The sequence below is a fragment of the Gemmobacter serpentinus genome, assembly GCF_008973825.1.
Lineage (GTDB): Bacteria > Pseudomonadota > Alphaproteobacteria > Rhodobacterales > Rhodobacteraceae > Gemmobacter > Gemmobacter serpentinus.
Genome location: NZ_WCHR01000005.1, coordinates 129,151 through 147,601, shown reverse-complemented (window position 1 = coordinate 147,601; position 18,451 = coordinate 129,151). Strand labels below are relative to the sequence as shown.

Below are 18,451 nucleotides of genomic sequence, written 5' to 3'. Positions count from 1 at the left end.
ATCCGCGTCTTGCGCCTTCGCTTTGCATGGGACGGGTATGTGCCACCGAGGTCCGTGACCCAGGTCCGTAAGCCTCTGACCATCTGGCAAATCCGATCCGCGCCACCGCCGTCATCATCCACCATCATCATCCGACCAGCGGGAACGCGGCTGCGATGCATCCGGTTCCGCACCCGTTCTGGGCCCAAAGCCGAACACACCGCTGGTCCGATGTCACAGCTCAGCTGCCATAGGGCAGCCAGACGGTTTTCACCTGCACGGCGCGGCGCAGGAAGTCGTCGCCTTGCCCCTGCGCGGGGTTGGTCCAGTCGCGCAGGGTTCCACCATCGCTCCAGATCGGTTTCAGGTTTCCGGCGGATGCCGCCTCGACCATGGCTGTGCCCTCTGTGCTGCCGCAATACCACATCGCCGCCACATCATCATGTTCGGCCAGACTCTTGGCCAGCACATCGCGATCCCCGGTCAGCAGGTTCACCACGCCCGCGGGCAGGTCCGAGGTTTCCAGCACCTGATACAGACGCGTGGCGATCAGCGGCTGGCTTTGCGAGGCGACGGCGACCACCCGGTTGCCCATGGCAATCGCGGGCAGAACCAGCGACATCAGGCCCAGCAGGGGGGCCTCATCCGGCGCGATCAGGCCCATGGTGCCGAAGGGCTCGTTCAGGGTCAGGGTAATGTGCTGCGATTTGGTCGCGGTCACGCCGCCATCGAACTTGTCGGCCTGTGCCGCATACCAGAAGGCGCGGCGGATCGTGGCCTCCACCTCGTCATCGGGTTTGCTGCTGCCGGTTGCGGCCAGGGCCTGCGCAAATTCGTCGGCACGCTGCGCAAGGTTTTCCGCAAGAAAATACAGCACTTGCGCGCGGTTATGGGCGGTGACGCCGCCCCAGCCCGTGGCCTTGCCTGCAGCCTCGACCGCGTTGCGCACGTCCTTGCGCCCTGCAAGCGCGGCCTGACCCAGCACCGCGCCGGCCTTGCCGGTGACGGTATAACTTTGCCCGCCATCCGCGCGGGCCTGCTTGCCGCCGATGTAAAGCTTCGCCGTCACATCAATGCCCGGCCCTTGCGCCTTGGCACCGGGGGCCACGTCGGCCAAAGGTGCGGGCGCCGGGCGCGGCTTGACCGTGCCGCTGGATTTCGGGGCCAGATATTCCAGCATCCCCGCGCGCCCGCCTTCGCGCCCGAAGCCGCTTTCGCGCATCCCGCCAAAGGGCGCGCCTGCGTCAAACAGATTGGTCGCATTGATCCAGACCACGCCTGCCTTCACCTTGGCGGCCATCTCGATCGCGCGGTTGATGTTCTCGCTCCAGATGCTGGCGGCCAGACCATAGCGGGAGTCATTGGCCAGCACCGCCGCCTCATCCGGGGTGCGGAAAGTCAGCGTGGTGGCCACGGGTCCGAAGATCTCGGTCTGGCTGACGGTATGGGCAGGGGCGGTTCCCGTAAAGAAGCCCGGCGCGCAAAACGCCCCCTTTTCCGGCAGGGTTACATCAGCCCGGTGCAGGACCGCGCCTTCTGCGGAGCCCTTTTCCAGCAGCGCCTCCACCCGCGCGCGCTGTTTGTGCGAGACCAGCGCGCCAATATCCATCGTCTTGTCCAGCGGATCGCCCACACGCAGCGTGCTGAGCCTTGCGCGCAGCTTGTCGAAAAACGGCGACGCGACGCCTTCCTGCACCAGAATGCGTGACCCGGCGCAGCAGACCTCGCCCTGATTGAACCAGATCGCATCGACCACGCCTTCGACGGCCGCATCCAGATCGGCATCTTCAAAGACGATGAAGGGCGATTTGCCGCCCAGTTCCAGCGACAGTTTCTTTCCCGATCCAGCGGTCTGGCGGCGCAACACCCGCCCGACCTCGGTCGAGCCGGTGAAGGCCAGCTTGTCGATGCCGGGATGGCCCGCGATCAGCGCGCCGGTTTCGCCCCCGCCATTCACGATGTTCACCACGCCCGGCGGCAAGCCGATCTCGATGCAGATCTCGGCGAAGGCCATCGCGGTCAGAGGCGTCAGATCGGCGGGTTTCAGCACCACCGTATTGCCCGCAGCCAGGGCAGGTGCGATCTTCCAGGCCAGCATCAGCAGCGGAAAGTTCCACGGGATGATCTGGCCGCAGACGCCAAGCGCCTGATGGGCGGGAAACTCGGTCTCCAGCAATTCTGCCCATCCGGCATGGTGGTAGAAATGCCGTGCAACCAGCGGGATATCGATATCGCGGGCCTCGCGGATGGTCTTGCCATTGTCCATCACCTCCAGCACCGAGAGGAAGCGTTCGCGCTTTTGCACATGGCGGGCCAGCGCATAAAGATGGCGGGCCCGGACATGGCCGGGCAGGGCGGCCCATTTGGCTTGGGCGGCACGGGCGGCTTTTACCGCCGTCTCCACCTCGGTCTCGGTGCCAAGGCCGACATGGCACAGCACGGCATCGGTTGCGGGATTGACCACCGCGACGCTTTCGCCTTGGGGCGCGACGATCCGGCCATTGATGAAATGGCCCAGCAGGGGCCGGGCGGCAATCCATGCGGCGGCCTCGGCATTGGCTTCGGGGGCGGGGCCATAGTCCATGGTCTGCATCAGATCCTTGATTGCGGGCATATCCGTCTCCTCAGGCCAGCGCGTGGCGGTTGGCGGCCGAGTAGCGGCCCGTCACATGATGTTCCAACTGGCGCTCGATATCGCCCAGCATGGACGAGGCCCCGATGCGGAACAGATCCGGCAACATCCATCGCGTGCCGACCTCCTCTTTCATCAGGATCAGCCAGTTCATTGCATCCTTTGCGGTCTTCAACCCGCCCGCCGGCTTGAAGCCGACCATCTGTCCGGTGCGCGCGCCAAAGTCGCGCAGCGCCCGCACCATGGTCAGCGAGACGGGCAGGGTTGCGTTCACATCCTCCTTGCCGGTGGAGGTCTTGATGAAATCGGCGCCCGCCTGCATTGCCACCATCGAGGCGCGATAGACATTGGTCAGGGTTTTCAGATCGCCGGTGGCCAGGATCGCCTTCATATGCGCCGCGCCGCAGGCCGCGCGCATCTGGGCGATCTCGTCATAAAGTGCGGACCAGTTGCCGGTCAGCGCGTGTTCGCGGGTGATGACGATGTCGATTTCGGCGGCACCCTGATCCACCGCGTAGCGGATTTCGGCCAGCCGCAAGGGCAGCGGCGTCAGCCCGGCGGGAAAGCCCGTCGCGACCGAGGCCACGGGTATGCCCGATCCTTCCAGCGCCTTGACGGCATGGGGCACCATGGTCGGATAGACACAAACCGCGCCCACCGTGATGCCTTCCAGCCCAAGCGCCTGCGCCAGATCGGCGCGCAGCGGGGCGCGGGCCTTGGCGCAAAGCCGTTGCACCCTTCCGGGCGTGTCATCGCCTGCAAGGGTGGTCAGGTCGATGCAGGTGATGGCGCGGGCAAGCCAGGCGGCCTGATAATCCTTCTTCACCGTGCGCCGTGTGGGCAGGCTGGCCGCCCGCCGCTCTGCCGCAGGGGTGTTGATCTGGACGGTGTCGAACCAGTCAGGGGTGAAGGGGGTTCCCGTCATGCGCGGGAAGGCGCCTTGATCCATCATGCAAATCCTCCAGCAAGACCTTTGCGGTCGCATCATCGGTGACCAGCACGGTCACATATCCGGCGCGGAGCGCAGCCCGCGCCACCGGATGTTTCTCTGTCCCCGCGACAAGCGCGAGAGCATGGGGTTTGGCGCGCAGACGGTCGAGTTGCAGCCCGAGCGTGCGCGCATCCAGCGCCGTATCGGCAAGAGCGCCATCGGCGGTAACGAAACGCCCCAGAATGTCGCCGACCGCACCGCGGGCCCGCAGATCCGCGATGTCTTGCGGCGTCAGATAACCCTGACGGCACAGCACCGAATCTTCGGATACACCGCCCATCGAAAAGGCCACCAGCGGCGCGGCCTCGGCCCGCGACAGGGCACGGGCAATCACCGGGTCGGCATTCAGCGCGTCGCGGGTGCTGGCCTGCCCCAGAATGGCGGGCACCGGCAACAAGGTGGCAAAGCCCCCGGCAGCTTGTGCCACCGCCTCGGCCACCGCCGATGTCGCGGTGTCGGATGCCGTCAGGGCCGCCGCGCCATTGACCAGCGCGACCTCCAGCCCGGGGGCCCAATGGGGCGGCAGGGCACGGGCAAGGGCGGCCATGGTGCGGCCCCAGCTGACGCCCATCAGCGTGGGGCGCGGCTGCAACGCGGCCAGCCAATGCGCCGCCGCCTGCGCGATGGCATCATTGAGCAAACCGGGATCGTCGACCCCGCCCATCGGCACCACGATGGCCGCGCGCAGGCCAAAGCGGGCTTGCAGCGCCACTTCCAGATCGGTGGCACGATTGGCGCGGGGCTGGATCTCGATCCGCACCACGCCCGTCGCCCGGGCTTCGGTCAACAGCCGCCCGACCTGCCAGCGCGTCAACCCCAGATCGCCCGCGATCTCGGCCTGGGTGCGGTGCTGATCGTAATAGGCCTTGGCCACCTGAACCATCAGATGATCGCGGCTGGCATCGCCGGGCAGGCGTGCGGCATAGGGGGCGGGACGGGCATTCATCTTCACATATGTAACATTAAGCTGCATATGCTGCAATCTCTGTGCCAGGCCATGGACCCGCGCACAAAAGGGTGATCGCCTCCGCGAAGCCCCGTTACAGCGCATCAGCCTTGGCGTAATGCTGCGCGGATGGAAGTCGTTCTGATTGTCTCGGCTTTGGCCGTTCTGTTTGTTGTCATCGCCCTGGCCGAGCCGGTGGCAGAGCGGATGCGGCTGCCCTATTCGGTCGTGCTGGCGGTGTTTGGCGCGGCCCTTGGCGCGGCCTCGGTCGGGCTTTCCACCACCTTGGGCGACCGTCTGCCCGAAGAGGTTGCGGCATTGCTGGCGCTGCCGATCAAATCCTCGGTCTTTCTTTACGTCTTCCTGCCGACGCTGCTGTTTCAGGTGGCGCTGGGCCTCGATCTGCGCCGGATGCTGGAGGATTGGGTGCCGATCCTTGTAATGGCAGTGCTGGCGGTTCTGGTCGCAACCGCCTTTGTCGGGCTTGCGCTGATCCCGTTCAGTGGAATGCCGGTTCTGGCCTGCTTCCTGCTGGGGGCGGTGGTGTCGACCACAGATCCCTCGGCCGTGGTCAGCATCTTCCGCAGCCTTGCCACCCCGCAGCGCCTGGCCCGGATCGTCGAGGGGGAAAGCCTGCTGAATGACGCCGCAGCCATTGCCCTGTTCGGCTTCTTCCTGTCTTTCGTGATGGCGGGGGTGCCCAACCCGACCTTGCGAGATGCGCTGGTCGGGATGCCCACGATCATCCTTGCCGGGGTGCTGGCGGGCTGGATCATCGGGCGGCTGGCGCTGCGGCTGATGCGGATGCTGGCGGCATGGCCTTTGGCGCAGCTGTCGCTTTCCGTCGCCGTGCCCTATGCGACCTATGTCGTGGCGGATGAACTGCTTCATGCCTCGGGCGTGGTGGCGGTGGTGGTCGCGGGCATGACGCTGAACTGGTTGGGGCCGGGGCGACTGGCCCCGGCGATCTGGGCGCAGCTACGCGATGTCTGGGACCTGCTGGCGCATTGGGCGGGGGCCTTGATCTTCGTCATGGCATCCCTGCTGATCCCGCGTCTGCTGGGCGATGCGCATCCTTGGGATTTCCTGCTGATCCTGGTGGTCGTTCTGGCGGCGACCCTGGCGCGGGTGGTGGTGCTCTGGGGGGTGCTGCCGCTGCTGGCGCATTGGAACCTGTCGCCCAGGGTTGAACGGCCATACCGCATCGCCCTGCTTTGGGGCGGGTTGCGCGGGGCGGTGACGCTGGCGCTGGCGCTGGCGGTCACCGAGAACTGGCGCGTGCCTGCCGATATCCGGCGCGAGCTGGGGATCGTGGCGACCGGCTATACACTTTACACACTGTTCGTGCAGGGCTCGACCCTGCGCCGGGTGATCCGGGCGCTTGGCCTGACGCGGCTTGCGCCGCTGGATCTGGCGCTGTCACGGCAGGCGGTGGCGGTGGCGCTGCAAACCGTGCGCGAAGAGGTTGCCGGTAGCGTCAAGGATCACGACCTGACCCGCGAGATCGTGCGCGCCGAGGCCAAGGGATTTGCCGCCCGGCTGGATCAGGCGGTGGCACTGGCCGATGATGACGCGGCGATCCGCCAGAAGGACCGGGTGCCTTTGGGCCTTTTGGCCATGACCGGGCGCGAGCGCGACATGGTGCTGGAGGCGTTTCGCGAGCAGGAACTGGCACCGACCGAGGCCGAGCGGATGCTGGCCGAGACCGACCGCTTGCAGGAGGCCACGCGCACGGGCGGCCGGGCGGGCTATTTGCGGGCGGCGCGACGGATGCTGAAAGTGGCCCGCGGCGAGCGGATGGCGATCCTGCTGCATAACCGGCTGCGCGTGTCGCGACCGCTGGCCACGCTGGTTGCCAGCCGCTTCGAGATGCTGCTGAGCCAGCGCCGCATCCTGGACGATCTGCACCTTTACATCGACAGCCGCATCCGTCGCATCCATGGTCGTCGCGTGGCCGAACTGCTGCACCACGTTCTCAGCACCCGGCAGGAGGCCAATTCGCTGGCGCTGGATGCCTTGCGCCTGCAATATCCCGGTTATGCCGAGGAGTTGGAGCGCCGCTTTATTCGCCGCCTGGCCCTGCGGCTGGAGGAGCGCGAATATGATCTGCTGTTGCAGGATGGCTTGATCGGGCGCGAGATCCATACCGCGCTGCACCAATCCCTGTCCGATCAGCGTCGCCGGGTGAACCTGCGCCCGCCGCTGGATCTGGCGATGCAGAAGACCGAGATGCTGCGCCAGCTTCCGGCGCTGGCGGGGCTGGATGCGGGCCAGCTGCGTATGGTGCAGCGCCGGATTGCCACCGTTTATACGCAGCCCGGCGATCTGTTGATCCGCAAGGGCGATCCGGCGCGGCATGTCTTCTTCATTGCCTCGGGTGCGGTCGAGGTGGAATTTGCGGGTCAGGTGCAGCGGCTGGGCCGGGGCGAGATGTTCGGCCATATCGGTATTCTGACCCATCGCCCGCGCCGCGCGGCGGCGGTGGCGATCACCCATTGCACGCTGCTGCGTCTGGATGAGGTGCGTTTCCTTGACCTGATGGCCAAGGACGAGACGCTGCGCCTTGCGGTCGAGGAGAGCACCCGCCGTCGCAAGCTGATGGCGCATGGCGCGGTCGCCGCAGCCGAACCCGCCGCAGGATCGGCGGATCGCGCAGATCATCCGGCGGTGAAGAATGCCGAGGTCAAGGCTGAAGAGCAGGGCACGGCCTGATCCGCCGCGGTGCCATCAGCCCGGTTTGCGGCACGCGCGGCCCCTTCAGCACCGGGATGATCCATCCCACCTGCTGCGGCAAAGCCTGCGCCGGGTGTCAGACCTCTTCGACCATGACCACACCCTGCATCGCCTTGATCGCGCCCTTGATCTGCGGCGTGACGGGGTAGGGGTCCGGCAGGGTCAGGTCGATCTCGCGGCCCTGATCATCGGCCACGGTGAAAGTGATCTGGCCGCGCTGGCGTCCGGCCTCCACCCGCGCGAACAGTGCGGCGACCGAGGCCACCGCTTCGGCCCGGTCCAGATGAATACGCAGGTTCGATCCGCCCGCCTCGGCCGCCACGGTATCGATGGCCGAGGCCCCGCGCGCCAGCAGCTTCAGCGTCTCGCCCTCAAGGTTGGCCTCGACGGTCAGGACCACATTCTTGCCCGGCTCCAGCTGATCGCGGCATTGTTCCAAAGTGTCAGAGAATACCGTGACTTCATAAAGGCCGGTCGGGTCAGAAAGTTGCACAAAGGCAAAACGGTTGCCCTTGGCCGATTTGCGCTCCTGCCGGGAACTGACCGATCCGGCGAGCTTTGCGACCTGCGGGCCGCGCTCGCAGGCCAGCGTCAACTCGGCCAGAGTCATCACCTTCTTGCGCTTCAGGGGCACCATGTAATCATCCAGCGGATGACCGGACAGATAGAAACCGATCGCCTGATGCTCCTGCGACAGCCGTTCCACCGGCAGCCAGTCATCGCGCCCCCGCAGCCGAGGCTCGGGGATATCCGATCCGGCCTCGCCAAACAGCGACACCTGATTGGAGGCCTTGGCCTCATGCACCGCCGCCGAATAGGCGACCAGCCCGTCCAGCCCCTCGAAGACGCGGGCGCGGTTGCCGTCCAGCATGTCAAAGGCCCCGGCCCGCGCCAGCATCTCCAATGGGCGCTTGCCGACGCGTTTCAGGTCGACCCGGCGCGCCATGTCGAACAGGGTGGCAAAGGGCTTGGCCCCACGCGCCTCGACGATCATCCGCATTGCCTCGACGCCGACATTCTTCAATGCCCCAAGCGCATAGACGACCTTGCCATCCTTCACGCTGAAGGTGGCAAGGCTGCGGTTCACGCAGGGCGGCACAACCGGGATCTCCAGCTTGTCCAGCTCGCGTTTATAGACCGCGAGCTTGTCGGTCAGATGGATATCGCAATTCATCACGCCCGCCATGAATTCGACGGGGTGATTGGCCTTCAACCATGCGGTTTGATAGCTGACCACCGCATAGGCGGCGGCGTGGGATTTGTTGAAGCCGTAATTGGCGAATTTCTCCAGCAGGTCGAAGACCTCACCGGCTTTCTTGGCATCGATATTGTGGGTGGCCTTGGCACCGTCGATGAACTTCGGGCGTTCCTTCGCCATTTCCTCGGCGATCTTCTTGCCCATGGCGCGGCGCAAGAGGTCGGCACCGCCAAGGCTGTAACCCGCCATGACCTGCGCGATCTGCATCACCTGTTCCTGATAGACGATGATGCCTTGGGTCTCGGCCAGAATGGGGTCAATCGTGGGATGCAGGCTTTCCAGCGGCCGCAGCCCGTGCTTCACCTCGCAATAGACCGGGATATTCTCCATCGGGCCGGGACGATACAGCGCCACCAGCGCCACGATATCCTCGATGCAGGTGGGTTTCATGCGCCGCAGCGCATCCATCATGCCGGAGCTTTCCACCTGGAACACCGCGACCGTCTTGGCCTGCGAATAAAGGTCATAGCTGGCCTTGTCGTCCAGCGGGATATGGCCGATGTCATTCTCGGCCCCCGGCTTTGGCTCATAGAGCGTGCGGCCATCGGCGCTTTCATGCAATTGCCGTCCCGTGCCCCGGATCAGATCAATCGCGTTCTGGATCACCGTCAGCGTTTTCAGACCCAGAAAGTCGAACTTCACCAGCCCCGCCGCCTCGACCCATTTCATGTTGAACTGGGTCGCAGGCATGTCAGAGCGCGGGTCTTGATACAGCGGCACCAGCCGGTCCAGCGGCCGATCGCCGATCACCACGCCTGCGGCATGGGTGGAGGCGTTGCGCAAGAGCCCCTCGATCTGCATCCCGTATTTCAGCAGGCGGTCGACCACCTCTTCGGCCTTGGCGGCGTCGCGCAGGCGCGGCTCGTCGATCAGCGCCTTCTGGATCGAGACCGGCTTGACCCCTTCGACCGGGATCATCTTCGACAGGCGGTCCACCTGGCCATAGGGCATCTGCAAGACGCGCCCCACGTCCCGCACCGCGGCCTTGGACAGCAGCGCACCGAAGGTGATGATCTGCCCCACCTTGTCGCGGCCGTAGCGGTCTTGCACATAGCGGATCACCTCTTCGCGGCGATCCATGCAAAAGTCGATGTCGAAGTCAGGCATCGACACCCGTTCGGGGTTGAGGAATCGCTCAAACAGCAAGGCATAGCGCAGCGGATCCAGATCGGTGATGGTCAGCGCATAGGCGACAAGGCTGCCTGCACCCGAGCCGCGCCCCGGTCCCACCGGAATGTCATGCGCCTTGGCCCATTTGATGAAATCGGCCACGATCAGGAAGTAGCCGGGGAATTTCATCCGCTCGATGATATCCAGCTCGAAGGTCAGCCGGGCCTCGTATTCCTCGACCGGGGCCGCGTGGGGGATCACCGCAAGCCGGGCGCGCAATCCGTCCCAGCTTTGCTGGCGCAGCGCCTCGACCTCGTTATCGGCGAATTTTGGCAGCAGCGGCGCGATCTTCGGCACCTTGTAGGCGCAGCGTTTCGCGATCTCGACGGTATTTTCCAGCGCCTCGGGCAGATCGGCGAACAGGGCGCACATTTCCGCTTCGGATTTGAAATAGTGCTGCGGCGTCAGCCGCCGGCGCGGTTCGGCCTGATCGACATAGGCCCCCTCGGAGATGCAGATGAGGGCATCATGCGCCTCATACATATCGGCTTTCGGGAAGTAGACGTCATTGGTCGCAACGAGCGGCAGGCCGCGATCATAGGCGATCTCGATAAAGCCGCGCTCCGACAGGGCCTCGGCCTCCATCAACCGGCCGCCCTCGCCGGGATGGCGCTGCAGCTCGATGTAAAGCCGGTCGGGGAAGATCGCGGCCAGCGCATCCACCAGCGCCTCGGCGCGGGCGCGGTTGCCGGTTTGCAGGAACTTGCCCACCGGGCCTTCTGCACCGCCGGTCAGGCAGATCAGCCCCTCTGAATGCGCCGCCAGATCCTCCAGCGTCAGATGCGGGATCTGGCCGGATTTTTCGATGTAAAGACAGGTCGAAAGCGCCATCAGGTTCAGATAGCCCGCCTCTGATTGCGCTAGCAGCACAAGCGGGGCGGGGCTTCGCGGCTTTTCGCCCGGCCGCGCCGGATCATGCATCAGCGCCATCTGGCAGCCGACAATCGGCTGCACCCCGGCCCCTGCGGCGATGGAGGAAAATTCAAGCGCTGCAAACATCGCGTTGCTGTCGGTCAAGGCGACTGCCGGCATGTTCTGGGCGGCGCAGAGCCCGACCAGCTTTTTCACCGGCACCGCGCCTTCCAGCAGCGAATATTCGGTATGGACGCGCAGGTGGATGAATCGAACGGGTTCTGACATGGGGGCAGAGTATCAATCGCCCGGAGGCGGGGAAAGCCCAGGGAACAGGCACCTATCCCGAATCGAAACCGTATCCATCGCATGGGGCAGCGAAAGCTCCCGATGCTGGCGGAAGCGATCCAGCACGATCATATCTATTCCACCTCGCGCGCGATGAAAGCGGTTGTGGTGACCCAATGATGGAGCGCGCGCCGCGATTCTATCGCGCGCGCGGGGAACGCTGCATCACGGCTGTTGCAGCATTCGCACGCCGTCAATGAACATCCCCATGCTGGTGCCTCTGCCTGTGAATTCCACCCGCTGCCCGGGTTTGAGCTGGCGGTTGATCTCAATCGGCATACGGCATGTGTCGTAGCCTTGAGCCCTGCCTTCAACGCTGAGAAAGCGAGGGCATTTGCCCTTTGTGCGGAGGCTCGCGCTGACCACGGTATGTTCTTGCCACATCCGGTTGCCAAAGGAAAATCCGAGGGCTGCGGGGCCTGCAAAATTCACAACCTGTAGCCTGATAAAGTTGGCCATGACAGGACCGAAGAACAGATAGACCGCATACTGAAACCAATCAGGTCGCTTGTGGGGCGGGAGATGGCGATCAAGGTCGACCATGATAGGTATGTGCCAGACCCACGCGACCGAGAACAGGGTGGCAAGGCCATGTGCGTACGGTCGCACCTTTTCGACCCAGTCTGGTGAGGGAAGGTAGGCATCGGCGAAGACAAGCATCCAGAAACTGGAGATCGATCCCGCGAAAAGCCACAAAGTTACGATCATAAGCGGGATGCGTTTCCAGCACGGCAATGCAAGATAGGCCAGATACCAAGGATCAGGGGGGTGCGCCAAATGTGGTTTGCTCAAAGGGCCAGGGCATCAAAATATGCAAGGCGCGCGACTCAAACCGGCCACCGGCCCATGCAGCGCCTGAGCAGTTTCTGCACATCTGCCATATTATGCGGCAATTCGGACAGGTCTTTTCGGGTTTTCCAGAAAGGTAATGCTTGCATGACGGCCCTTGCGCGCGTCTGCTGCACGAACAGGGATCAAGGCCGCTTCCTCCTACGCCGCATCGGGGGGGGCCACCAAGGCCAGTAGGTAACGCGGCAGGACGATTTATGACAGACCTCGCGTTTCTGCTGAATGGAACGCCCGTGCGCCTGACCGGGGTGGATCCCACGCGCACGCTTTTGCAATATCTGCGCGAAGACCGCCATCTGACCGGCACCAAGGAAGGCTGCAACGAGGGCGATTGTGGTGCCTGCACGGTGATTGTCAGTGACGAGACCGGATCGCGGGCGCTGAATTCCTGCATCCTGTTCCTGCCGCAACTGCATGGCAAATCGGTGCGCAGCATTGAGGGCATTTCTGGCCCGGAAGGCCAGATGCATCCGGTGCAGCAGGCCATGGTCGATTGCCATGGCAGCCAATGCGGTTTCTGCACGCCGGGCTTTATCGCCTCGATGGCGGTCGGCCATCTGCAAGGGCGCCACGATCATGACGTGGTGCTGGCCGGCAACCTGTGCCGCTGCACCGGCTATGCCCCGATCATCCGCGCGGCCGAGGCCGCCGCCCTCCAGCCCGTGCCGGACTGGATGCGGGACGATCCCGATTTCATCTGTTCAAAAATATCCTCGGGGGACATCTCCGCAGGAGATGGGGGGCAGACAGCCCCCGGCGACGCTGGCCCGCAATCCATCGCTTCCCCGGCCATCGCTTCCCCGGCCATCGCCCCCAATGCCTACCGCCCCGAAACCGCTGACCAGCTGGCCGCATGGTATGCGGCCAATCCCGATGCCACGCTGGTCGCGGGGGCGACCGATGTGGGGCTTTGGGTCACCAAACAGCTGCGACCCCTGCCAAAACTGGCCTTCCTGAATGGTATTCGTGATCTGCAACGGATCGAGACCACAGGCGATGTGATCCGCATCGGCGCGGGTGTCACCCTGACCGATCTGCGCGCCGCCATGACGGGTCCGCATCCGGCACTCGCAGAGATGCTGACCCGCTATGCCTCGGAACAGGTGCGCAATGCCGCGACCATCGGCGGCAATATCGCCAATGGCTCGCCCATTGGCGATGGACCGCCCGCGCTGATCGCGCTGGGCGCGCGGTTGCATCTGCGCAGGGGCGATGCCCGGCGCGAGATCGCGCTGGAGGATTTCTTTATCGAATACCGCAAGCAGGACCGTCTGCCCGGCGAGTTCGTGGAAGCTGTGACCATTCCGGCCAGCGCCCCCGGCCTGCGGGTCTGGAAACTGTCGAAACGCTTCGATCAGGATATTTCGGCCGTGCTCGGTGCCTTCAATATCGAAGTTGCGGGCGACCGGATCGCAGGGGGGCGGATCACGCGCGCCCGCATCGCCTTTGGTGGCATGGCGGGCATCCCGAAACGGGCAAGCGCGATGGAGGCTGCGCTGGAAGGCCAGCCCTTCACCGAAGCCAGCTTCCGCGCCGCCAAGGCCGCCGCCGCGCAGGATTTCCAGCCGATGAGTGATATGCGCGCCTCTGCCGCCTACCGGCTGGAGGCTGCGGGCAATCTGGCGCTGCGCTATTTCCATGAGGCATCCGGCGATGTGGTCTCGGTTCTGGGGATGCGGGCATGAGCATTGGCAAATCCATCCCGCATGACGCGGCCCCCCTGCATGTGACAGGGCAGGCGCGCTATACCGATGATATACCGCTGCCGGGCGATGCGCTGCATCTGGCCTTTGGTCTCTCGACCTGCGCCCATGGCGCGATCACCGCCATGGATCTGTCTGCGGTGCGGGCCGCCCCCGGCGTGGTTGCGGTCTATGCCCATGGTGACTGGCACGAGATGCCGGATTGCTCGCCCTCGCTGGGGGACGAGCCGCTGCTGGCAACCGGCGAAGTGCATTTTCTGGGCCAGCCGGTGTTTCTGGTCGTGGCTGACAGCCATCTGGCCGCGCGCAAGGCCGCGCGTCTGGGCAAGATCAGCTACGACGAACGTCCGGCGCTGCTGACGGTGGAGGCCGCACTGGCCGCCAATAGCCGGTTTGAACAGGGCCCGGTGATCTGGTCGCGTGGCGATGCGGCGGCGGCGATTGCGGCCGCACCGCATGTGATCGAGGCCGATTTCGACGTGGGCGGGCAGGAACATTTCTATCTGGAAGGCCAGATTGCTGCCGCATTGCCGCAGGAAGGCGGCGACATGGTCATCTATGCCTCGACCCAGCATCCGACCGAGATCCAGCACAAGGTGGCCCATGCCCTGCATCTGCCGATGAGCGCGGTGCGGGTGGAGACCCGGCGCATGGGCGGCGGCTTTGGCGGCAAGGAAAGTCAGGGCAACCATCTGGCCATCGCCTGCGCCATGGCGGCGCATGATCTGGGGCGCCCCTGCAAGATGCGCTATGACCGGGATGATGACATGGTCATCACCGGCAAGCGCCATGACCTGAAGATCCGCTACCGCGCGGGCTTTGATACCACCGGCCGCATTCTGGGGGTGGAGTTCCAGCACCTGTTGCGCTGCGGCTGGGCGCAGGATCTGAGCCTGCCGGTGGCCGACCGTGCCATGCTTCATGCCGACAATGCCTATTTCCTTGAAAATGTGCGGATCGAGAGCCATCGCCTGCGCACCCATACCCAGTCGAACACCGCTTATCGTGGCTTCGGCGGCCCGCAGGGCGTGGTGGGGATCGAGCGGGTGGTCGATCATGTGGCCCATGTGCTGAAGCTGGATCCGGTCACCGTGCGGCGGCGCAATTTCTATGCGGAAATGGCGGAGGGCGTTGCGGGGGCAAGCACGGCAGAAGGGAGGCTGTCTGCCCCCCATGGTGCCCCCGGCACCCCCCCCGAGGATATTTTCAAACAGGTGAGAATGGGCGGGATCCGGGCGGAGAACCCCGGCACCGGGCATCGCTATGGCGGGCCGCATTCGCCGAAGGCATTGGTGCAGACCACGCATTACGGTATGCCGGTCGAGGATTTCATTCTGCGCGCGCTGCTGGATGATCTGGAGGCCAGTTCCGATTACACGGCGCGGCGGGCAGAGATCGCACGCTGGAATGCGGGGTCGCCCATCCTCAAGCGCGGAATTGCCCTGACGCCGGTGAAGTTCGGGATTTCCTTCACGCTGACATGGCTCAATCAGGCGGGTGCTCTGGTGCATGTCTATCAGGATGGCTCCATCCGGTTGAACCATGGCGGCACCGAGATGGGGCAGGGGCTGTTCCTGAAAGTGGCGCAGGTGGCGGCCAGCGTGTTTGGTGTCGATGTTTCGGCGGTGAAGATCACCGCGACCGATACGGCCAAGGTGCCGAATACTTCCGCCACCGCCGCCTCGTCGGGCTCGGACCTGAACGGGATGGCGGCGCAAGCCGCCTGCCTGACAATCCGGGGGCGGATCGCCGATTTTCTGGCCGAAAAGCATGGGGTTGCGGCTGAAAGTGTCCGCTTTGAAGACGGTGTGGTGAAGGTCGCGGGCGAGGCCTTTGCCTTTGCCCAGGTCGCGGCCTGGGCCTATCAGGCGCGGATCTCGCTTTCTGCGACCGGCTTCTATGCCACGCCCAAGATCCGCTGGGACCGGGTGAAGGGGCAGGGTCGGCCCTTCCTTTACTTCGCTTACGGCGCGGCGGTGACCGAAGTGGTGATCGACACCCTGACCGGCGAGAACCGCATCCTGCGCACCGATATCCTGCATGATACCGGCAGCAGCCTGAACCCGGCCATCGATATCGGTCAGGTCGAGGGGGCCTATGTGCAGGGCGCGGGCTGGCTGACCACCGAGGAGCTGGTCTGGGATGGCAAGGGCCGGCTGATGACCCATGCGCCCTCGACCTACAAGATCCCGGCCTGTTCCGACCGGCCCGAGGTGTTCAATGTGGCGCTGTGGAACCGCGCCAATCGTGAAGACAGCGTTGGCAAATCCAAGGCCGTGGGCGAGCCACCTTTCATGCTGGGGATCTCGGCGCTGATGGCCTTGTCGGATGCGGTGGCGGCTTGCGGCGACGGGTCGGTCTATCCGGCGCTGGATGCGCCCGCGACCGCCGAGCGCGTGCTTTGGGCGGTGCAAAGGCAGCGCGGCCATGTTTGATCGCGCAGGACTGCTGGCGCAATTGGCCGAGGGTGCCCCGGTCATCCGGGTTGTGATTGCCGAGGTGAAGGGGTCTTCGCCGCGCGAGGTCGGGGCGGCGATGCTGGTCTGGCGCGATGCGCAAGGGGCCTTGCGCCAAAGCGGCACCATCGGCGGCGGCGCGCTGGAACATCTGGCGACGCAGGCTGCGCAGGACATGCTGACCACTGGCGCCATGCGGCGCTTTGACCGCTATCCGCTGGGGCCAGCGATTGGCCAATGCTGTGGTGGGGCGGTGGCGTTGCTGTCGGAACGCTATGCTGATGGCGTGACGCTTCCAGAGACGGTGATGGCCCGCCCGGCCACAGGCGATGCGCCGATGCCGCTGGCGGTGAAGCGCTTGCTGGTCGCGCAGCGCGGGCAGGGGGTGATGCCACAGGCGCAGCTGCTGCAAGGCTGGTTCATCGAGCCGGTCGCGCGGCCCTCGCGCCAGCTTTGGGTCTGGGGCGCGGGCCATGTCGGGCGGGCGCTGGTTTCGGTGCTGGCCCCCTTGCCCGAGGTCGCGATCACCTGGGTCGATACCGGGATCGAGCGTTTCCCGGAGACCATTCCGGCAGGTGTCACGATGCTGCCCGCCGCTGACCCGGCGCTGGTCGTGGCCTATGCACCGCAGGGTGCGGAACATATCGTCCTGACCTATTCCCATGCGCTGGATCTGGAACTGTGCCACCGGATCATGACGCATGGATTTGCCGCGCTTGGCGTGATCGGATCGGCGACCAAAGCGGCGCGATTCCGGGCACGTCTGCACGATCTGGGGCATTTGCCCGTTGAAATTCAGCGAATTGCCTGTCCGATAGGCGATCGGAGCCTTGGCAAACACCCGCAAGCCATTGCACTAGGGGTTGCAACGGCCTTTTTGAAACGGGCCGATGCGCCAGAAAACCGCCAGGAGAAAGCGGGATGAAGGGATGACAGCTGTGGAGCTGCTGCGAATCGAGGGCGTAACCAAGGCCTATCCGGGCGTGGTGGCCAATAGCGACGTGTCTTTCACCATTCATGAGGGCGAGGTTCACGCCCTGCTGGGCGAGAATGGCGCCGGGAAATCCACGCTGGTGAAGATGATCTACGGGCTGGTGAAGCCCGATCAGGGCCGCATGACCTGGCAAGGTGCGCCCTATGCGCCGGCAAAACCCTCGGCCGCGCGGGCCTCGGGCGTCGCGATGGTGTTCCAGCATTTCAGCCTGTTTGAAGCCCTGAATGTGGCCGAGAACGTGGCGCTTGGCATGGAAACCCCGCCGCCGATGCGCGAACTGGCAGCGAAGATCCGGGCGGTCAGCGAACATTATGGTCTGCCACTCGATCCGGCGCGGATGGTGGGGGATCTGTCGGCAGGCGAGCGTCAGCGGGTGGAAATCATCCGCTGTCTGCTGCAATCGCCAAAACTTCTGATCATGGACGAGCCGACCTCGGTCCTTACCCCGCAAGAGGTGGATATCCTGTTCCGCACCCTGCGGCAGTTGAAAGAGGCGGGAACCTCGATCCTCTATATCAGCCACAAGCTGGAAGAGATCCGCGCGCTGTGCGACGAGGCGACGATCCTGCGGCGCGGCAAGGTGGTGGGCAGTTGCACGCCGCGGGATGCCACCGCGCGCGAAATGGCCGAGATGATGGTGGGTGCCACCATCACCCCGCCAGAGCGGCGCGTCGGCGAAAAGGGCCCAGTCGCGCTTGGCGTGTCCGATCTGTCGGTGGCCTCGCCCATCCCCTTTGGCACCAGTCTGAAATCGGTGAGTTTCACCGTCGCCAAGGGCGAGGTGCTGGGCATTGCCGGGGTGGCGGGCAATGGGCAGGACGAGCTGCTGCTGGCGCTATCGGGTGAGATCCGCACCGAAGGCGACCGCGTGCGCATCCATTCGCAACCCGTGGGCGATCTGGGGCCGGTGGAGCGGCGGCGCGCCGGGCTGGTGGCCGCCCCCGAGGAACGGTTGGGCCATGCGGCAGCACCGAATATGTCGCTGACCGAAAACGCGTTTCTAAGTGGCGTGGTGCGGCAGGGGCTAGCAAGCAGCGGCTTTATCGACTGGGGCAAGACCGAGAATTTTGCCAAATCGATCATCGAGACATTCGATGTGCGCACCCCCGGCACCCATGTTGCGGCGCGGGCGCTGTCGGGTGGCAATCTGCAAAAATTCGTGGTCGGGCGGGAGTTGCTGCAAGACCCCGAGGTGATCGTCATCAACCAGCCCACATGGGGCGTGGATGCGGCGGCGGCGGCCTCGATCCGGCAGGCCATTCTGGATCGGGCGGCGGCCGGGGCGGCGGTGGTGGTGATAAGTCAGGATCTGGATGAATTGCTGGAAATTTCCGACAGCTTTGCCGCGCTGAACGAGGGGCGCTTGACCCGCCCGCGTCCGGTTGAGGGGCTGACGATAGACGAGATCGGGCTGATGATGGGCGGCGCCCATGGCATGGAGGTGGCGCATCATGTCGGGTGACGTCGAGATGACGACGATCGGAGGGCGGTCTGGCCGCAAGCCCGCAAGGGGCAGCGGGGGACAGTCTGTCTCCAGATT

Annotated in this window: 10 protein-coding genes; 5 read left to right on the top strand and 5 right to left on the bottom strand. The window is 64.9% G+C overall.

Going from position 1 to position 18,451, the window contains the following annotated elements:
• Positions 1 to 220: 220 nt before the first annotated feature.
• From GBJ34_RS03005 to GBJ34_RS02995, 3 genes are read right to left on the bottom strand one after another with little or no spacing between them, the layout of a single operon-like run.
• Positions 221 to 2,593, bottom strand: a complete 2,373-nt coding sequence (locus GBJ34_RS03005; RefSeq protein WP_151717772.1) for an aldehyde dehydrogenase family protein — start codon at positions 2,591 to 2,593, stop codon at positions 221 to 223.
• A gap of 10 nt (positions 2,594 to 2,603) precedes the next feature.
• Positions 2,604 to 3,563, bottom strand: a complete 960-nt coding sequence (deoC, locus tag GBJ34_RS03000) for a deoxyribose-phosphate aldolase (RefSeq protein ID WP_226341022.1) — start codon at positions 3,561 to 3,563, stop codon at positions 2,604 to 2,606.
• Positions 3,511 to 4,575: a sugar-binding transcriptional regulator gene (locus GBJ34_RS02995; RefSeq protein ID WP_226341021.1), complete on the bottom strand. Its 1,065-nt coding sequence runs from the start codon at positions 4,573 to 4,575 to the stop codon at positions 3,511 to 3,513. The genes deoC and GBJ34_RS02995 overlap by 53 nt, the downstream gene beginning before the upstream one ends.
• A gap of 102 nt (positions 4,576 to 4,677) precedes the next feature.
• Here GBJ34_RS02995 and GBJ34_RS02990 point away from each other — a divergent pair, with 102 nt between their 5' ends.
• Positions 4,678 to 7,260 carry a cation:proton antiporter gene (locus GBJ34_RS02990; RefSeq protein WP_151717771.1) on the top strand — a complete coding sequence of 861 codons (2,583 nt, stop codon included), beginning with the start codon at positions 4,678 to 4,680 and terminating at the stop codon, positions 7,258 to 7,260.
• Between the two features lie 97 nt (positions 7,261 to 7,357).
• Here GBJ34_RS02990 and dnaE read toward each other — a convergent pair whose 3' ends face one another.
• Together dnaE and GBJ34_RS02980 are read right to left on the bottom strand one after the other, a co-directional pair.
• Positions 7,358 to 10,849 carry a DNA polymerase III subunit alpha gene (gene dnaE, locus GBJ34_RS02985; RefSeq protein WP_151717770.1) on the bottom strand — a complete coding sequence of 1,164 codons (3,492 nt, stop codon included), beginning with the start codon at positions 10,847 to 10,849 and terminating at the stop codon, positions 7,358 to 7,360.
• A 225-nt stretch (positions 10,850 to 11,074) separates the two neighbouring features.
• Positions 11,075 to 11,617 carry a hypothetical protein gene (locus tag GBJ34_RS02980; protein ID WP_151717769.1) on the bottom strand — a complete coding sequence of 181 codons (543 nt, stop codon included), beginning with the start codon at positions 11,615 to 11,617 and terminating at the stop codon, positions 11,075 to 11,077.
• A 338-nt stretch (positions 11,618 to 11,955) separates the two neighbouring features.
• Between GBJ34_RS02980 and xdhA the strand changes: the two genes are divergently transcribed.
• Genes xdhA through GBJ34_RS02960 form a run of 4 tightly spaced genes read left to right on the top strand, consistent with a single transcriptional unit; the run spans position 11,956 to position 18,373 of the window.
• Entirely contained in the window at positions 11,956 to 13,443 is a 1,488-nt protein-coding gene (xdhA, locus tag GBJ34_RS02975) for a xanthine dehydrogenase small subunit (RefSeq protein ID WP_151717768.1), read from the top strand.
• The gene (gene xdhB, locus GBJ34_RS02970; protein WP_151717767.1) at positions 13,440 to 15,896 is read left to right on the top strand and encodes a xanthine dehydrogenase molybdopterin binding subunit; all 2,457 of its coding nucleotides are present in this window, start codon (positions 13,440 to 13,442) and stop codon (positions 15,894 to 15,896) included. The genes xdhA and xdhB overlap by 4 nt, the downstream gene beginning before the upstream one ends.
• Complete coding sequence (gene xdhC / locus GBJ34_RS02965) at positions 15,889 to 16,842, top strand: xanthine dehydrogenase accessory protein XdhC (protein WP_151717766.1); 954 nt, start codon at positions 15,889 to 15,891, stop codon at positions 16,840 to 16,842. Before xdhB ends, xdhC begins: the two co-directional genes overlap by 8 nt.
• Positions 16,843 to 16,846: 4 nt before the next feature.
• On the top strand, positions 16,847 to 18,373 hold the full coding sequence (locus GBJ34_RS02960; protein ID WP_151717765.1) for an ABC transporter ATP-binding protein: 1,527 nt from the start codon (positions 16,847 to 16,849) through the stop codon (positions 18,371 to 18,373).
• Positions 18,374 to 18,451 lie beyond the last annotated feature (78 nt).

Bases quoted from the DNA above. Each gene is read 5' to 3' on its own strand.
- GBJ34_RS03005 (WP_151717772.1), bottom strand. From the start codon at position 2,593: ATGCCCGCAATCAAGGATCTGATGCAGACCATGGACTATGGCCCCGCC.
- deoC (WP_226341022.1), bottom strand. From the start codon at position 3,563: ATGATGGATCAAGGCGCCTTCCCGCGCATGACGGGAACCCCCTTCACC.
- GBJ34_RS02995 (WP_226341021.1), bottom strand. From the start codon at position 4,575: ATGCAGCTTAATGTTACATATGTGAAGATGAATGCCCGTCCCGCCCCC.
- GBJ34_RS02990 (WP_151717771.1), top strand. From the start codon at position 4,678: ATGGAAGTCGTTCTGATTGTCTCGGCTTTGGCCGTTCTGTTTGTTGTC.
- dnaE (WP_151717770.1), bottom strand. From the start codon at position 10,849: ATGTCAGAACCCGTTCGATTCATCCACCTGCGCGTCCATACCGAATAT.
- GBJ34_RS02980 (WP_151717769.1), bottom strand. From the start codon at position 11,617: ATGATCGTAACTTTGTGGCTTTTCGCGGGATCGATCTCCAGTTTCTGG.
- xdhA (WP_151717768.1), top strand. From the start codon at position 11,956: ATGACAGACCTCGCGTTTCTGCTGAATGGAACGCCCGTGCGCCTGACC.
- xdhB (WP_151717767.1), top strand. From the start codon at position 13,440: ATGAGCATTGGCAAATCCATCCCGCATGACGCGGCCCCCCTGCATGTG.
- xdhC (WP_151717766.1), top strand. From the start codon at position 15,889: ATGTTTGATCGCGCAGGACTGCTGGCGCAATTGGCCGAGGGTGCCCCG.
- GBJ34_RS02960 (WP_151717765.1), top strand. From the start codon at position 16,847: ATGACAGCTGTGGAGCTGCTGCGAATCGAGGGCGTAACCAAGGCCTAT.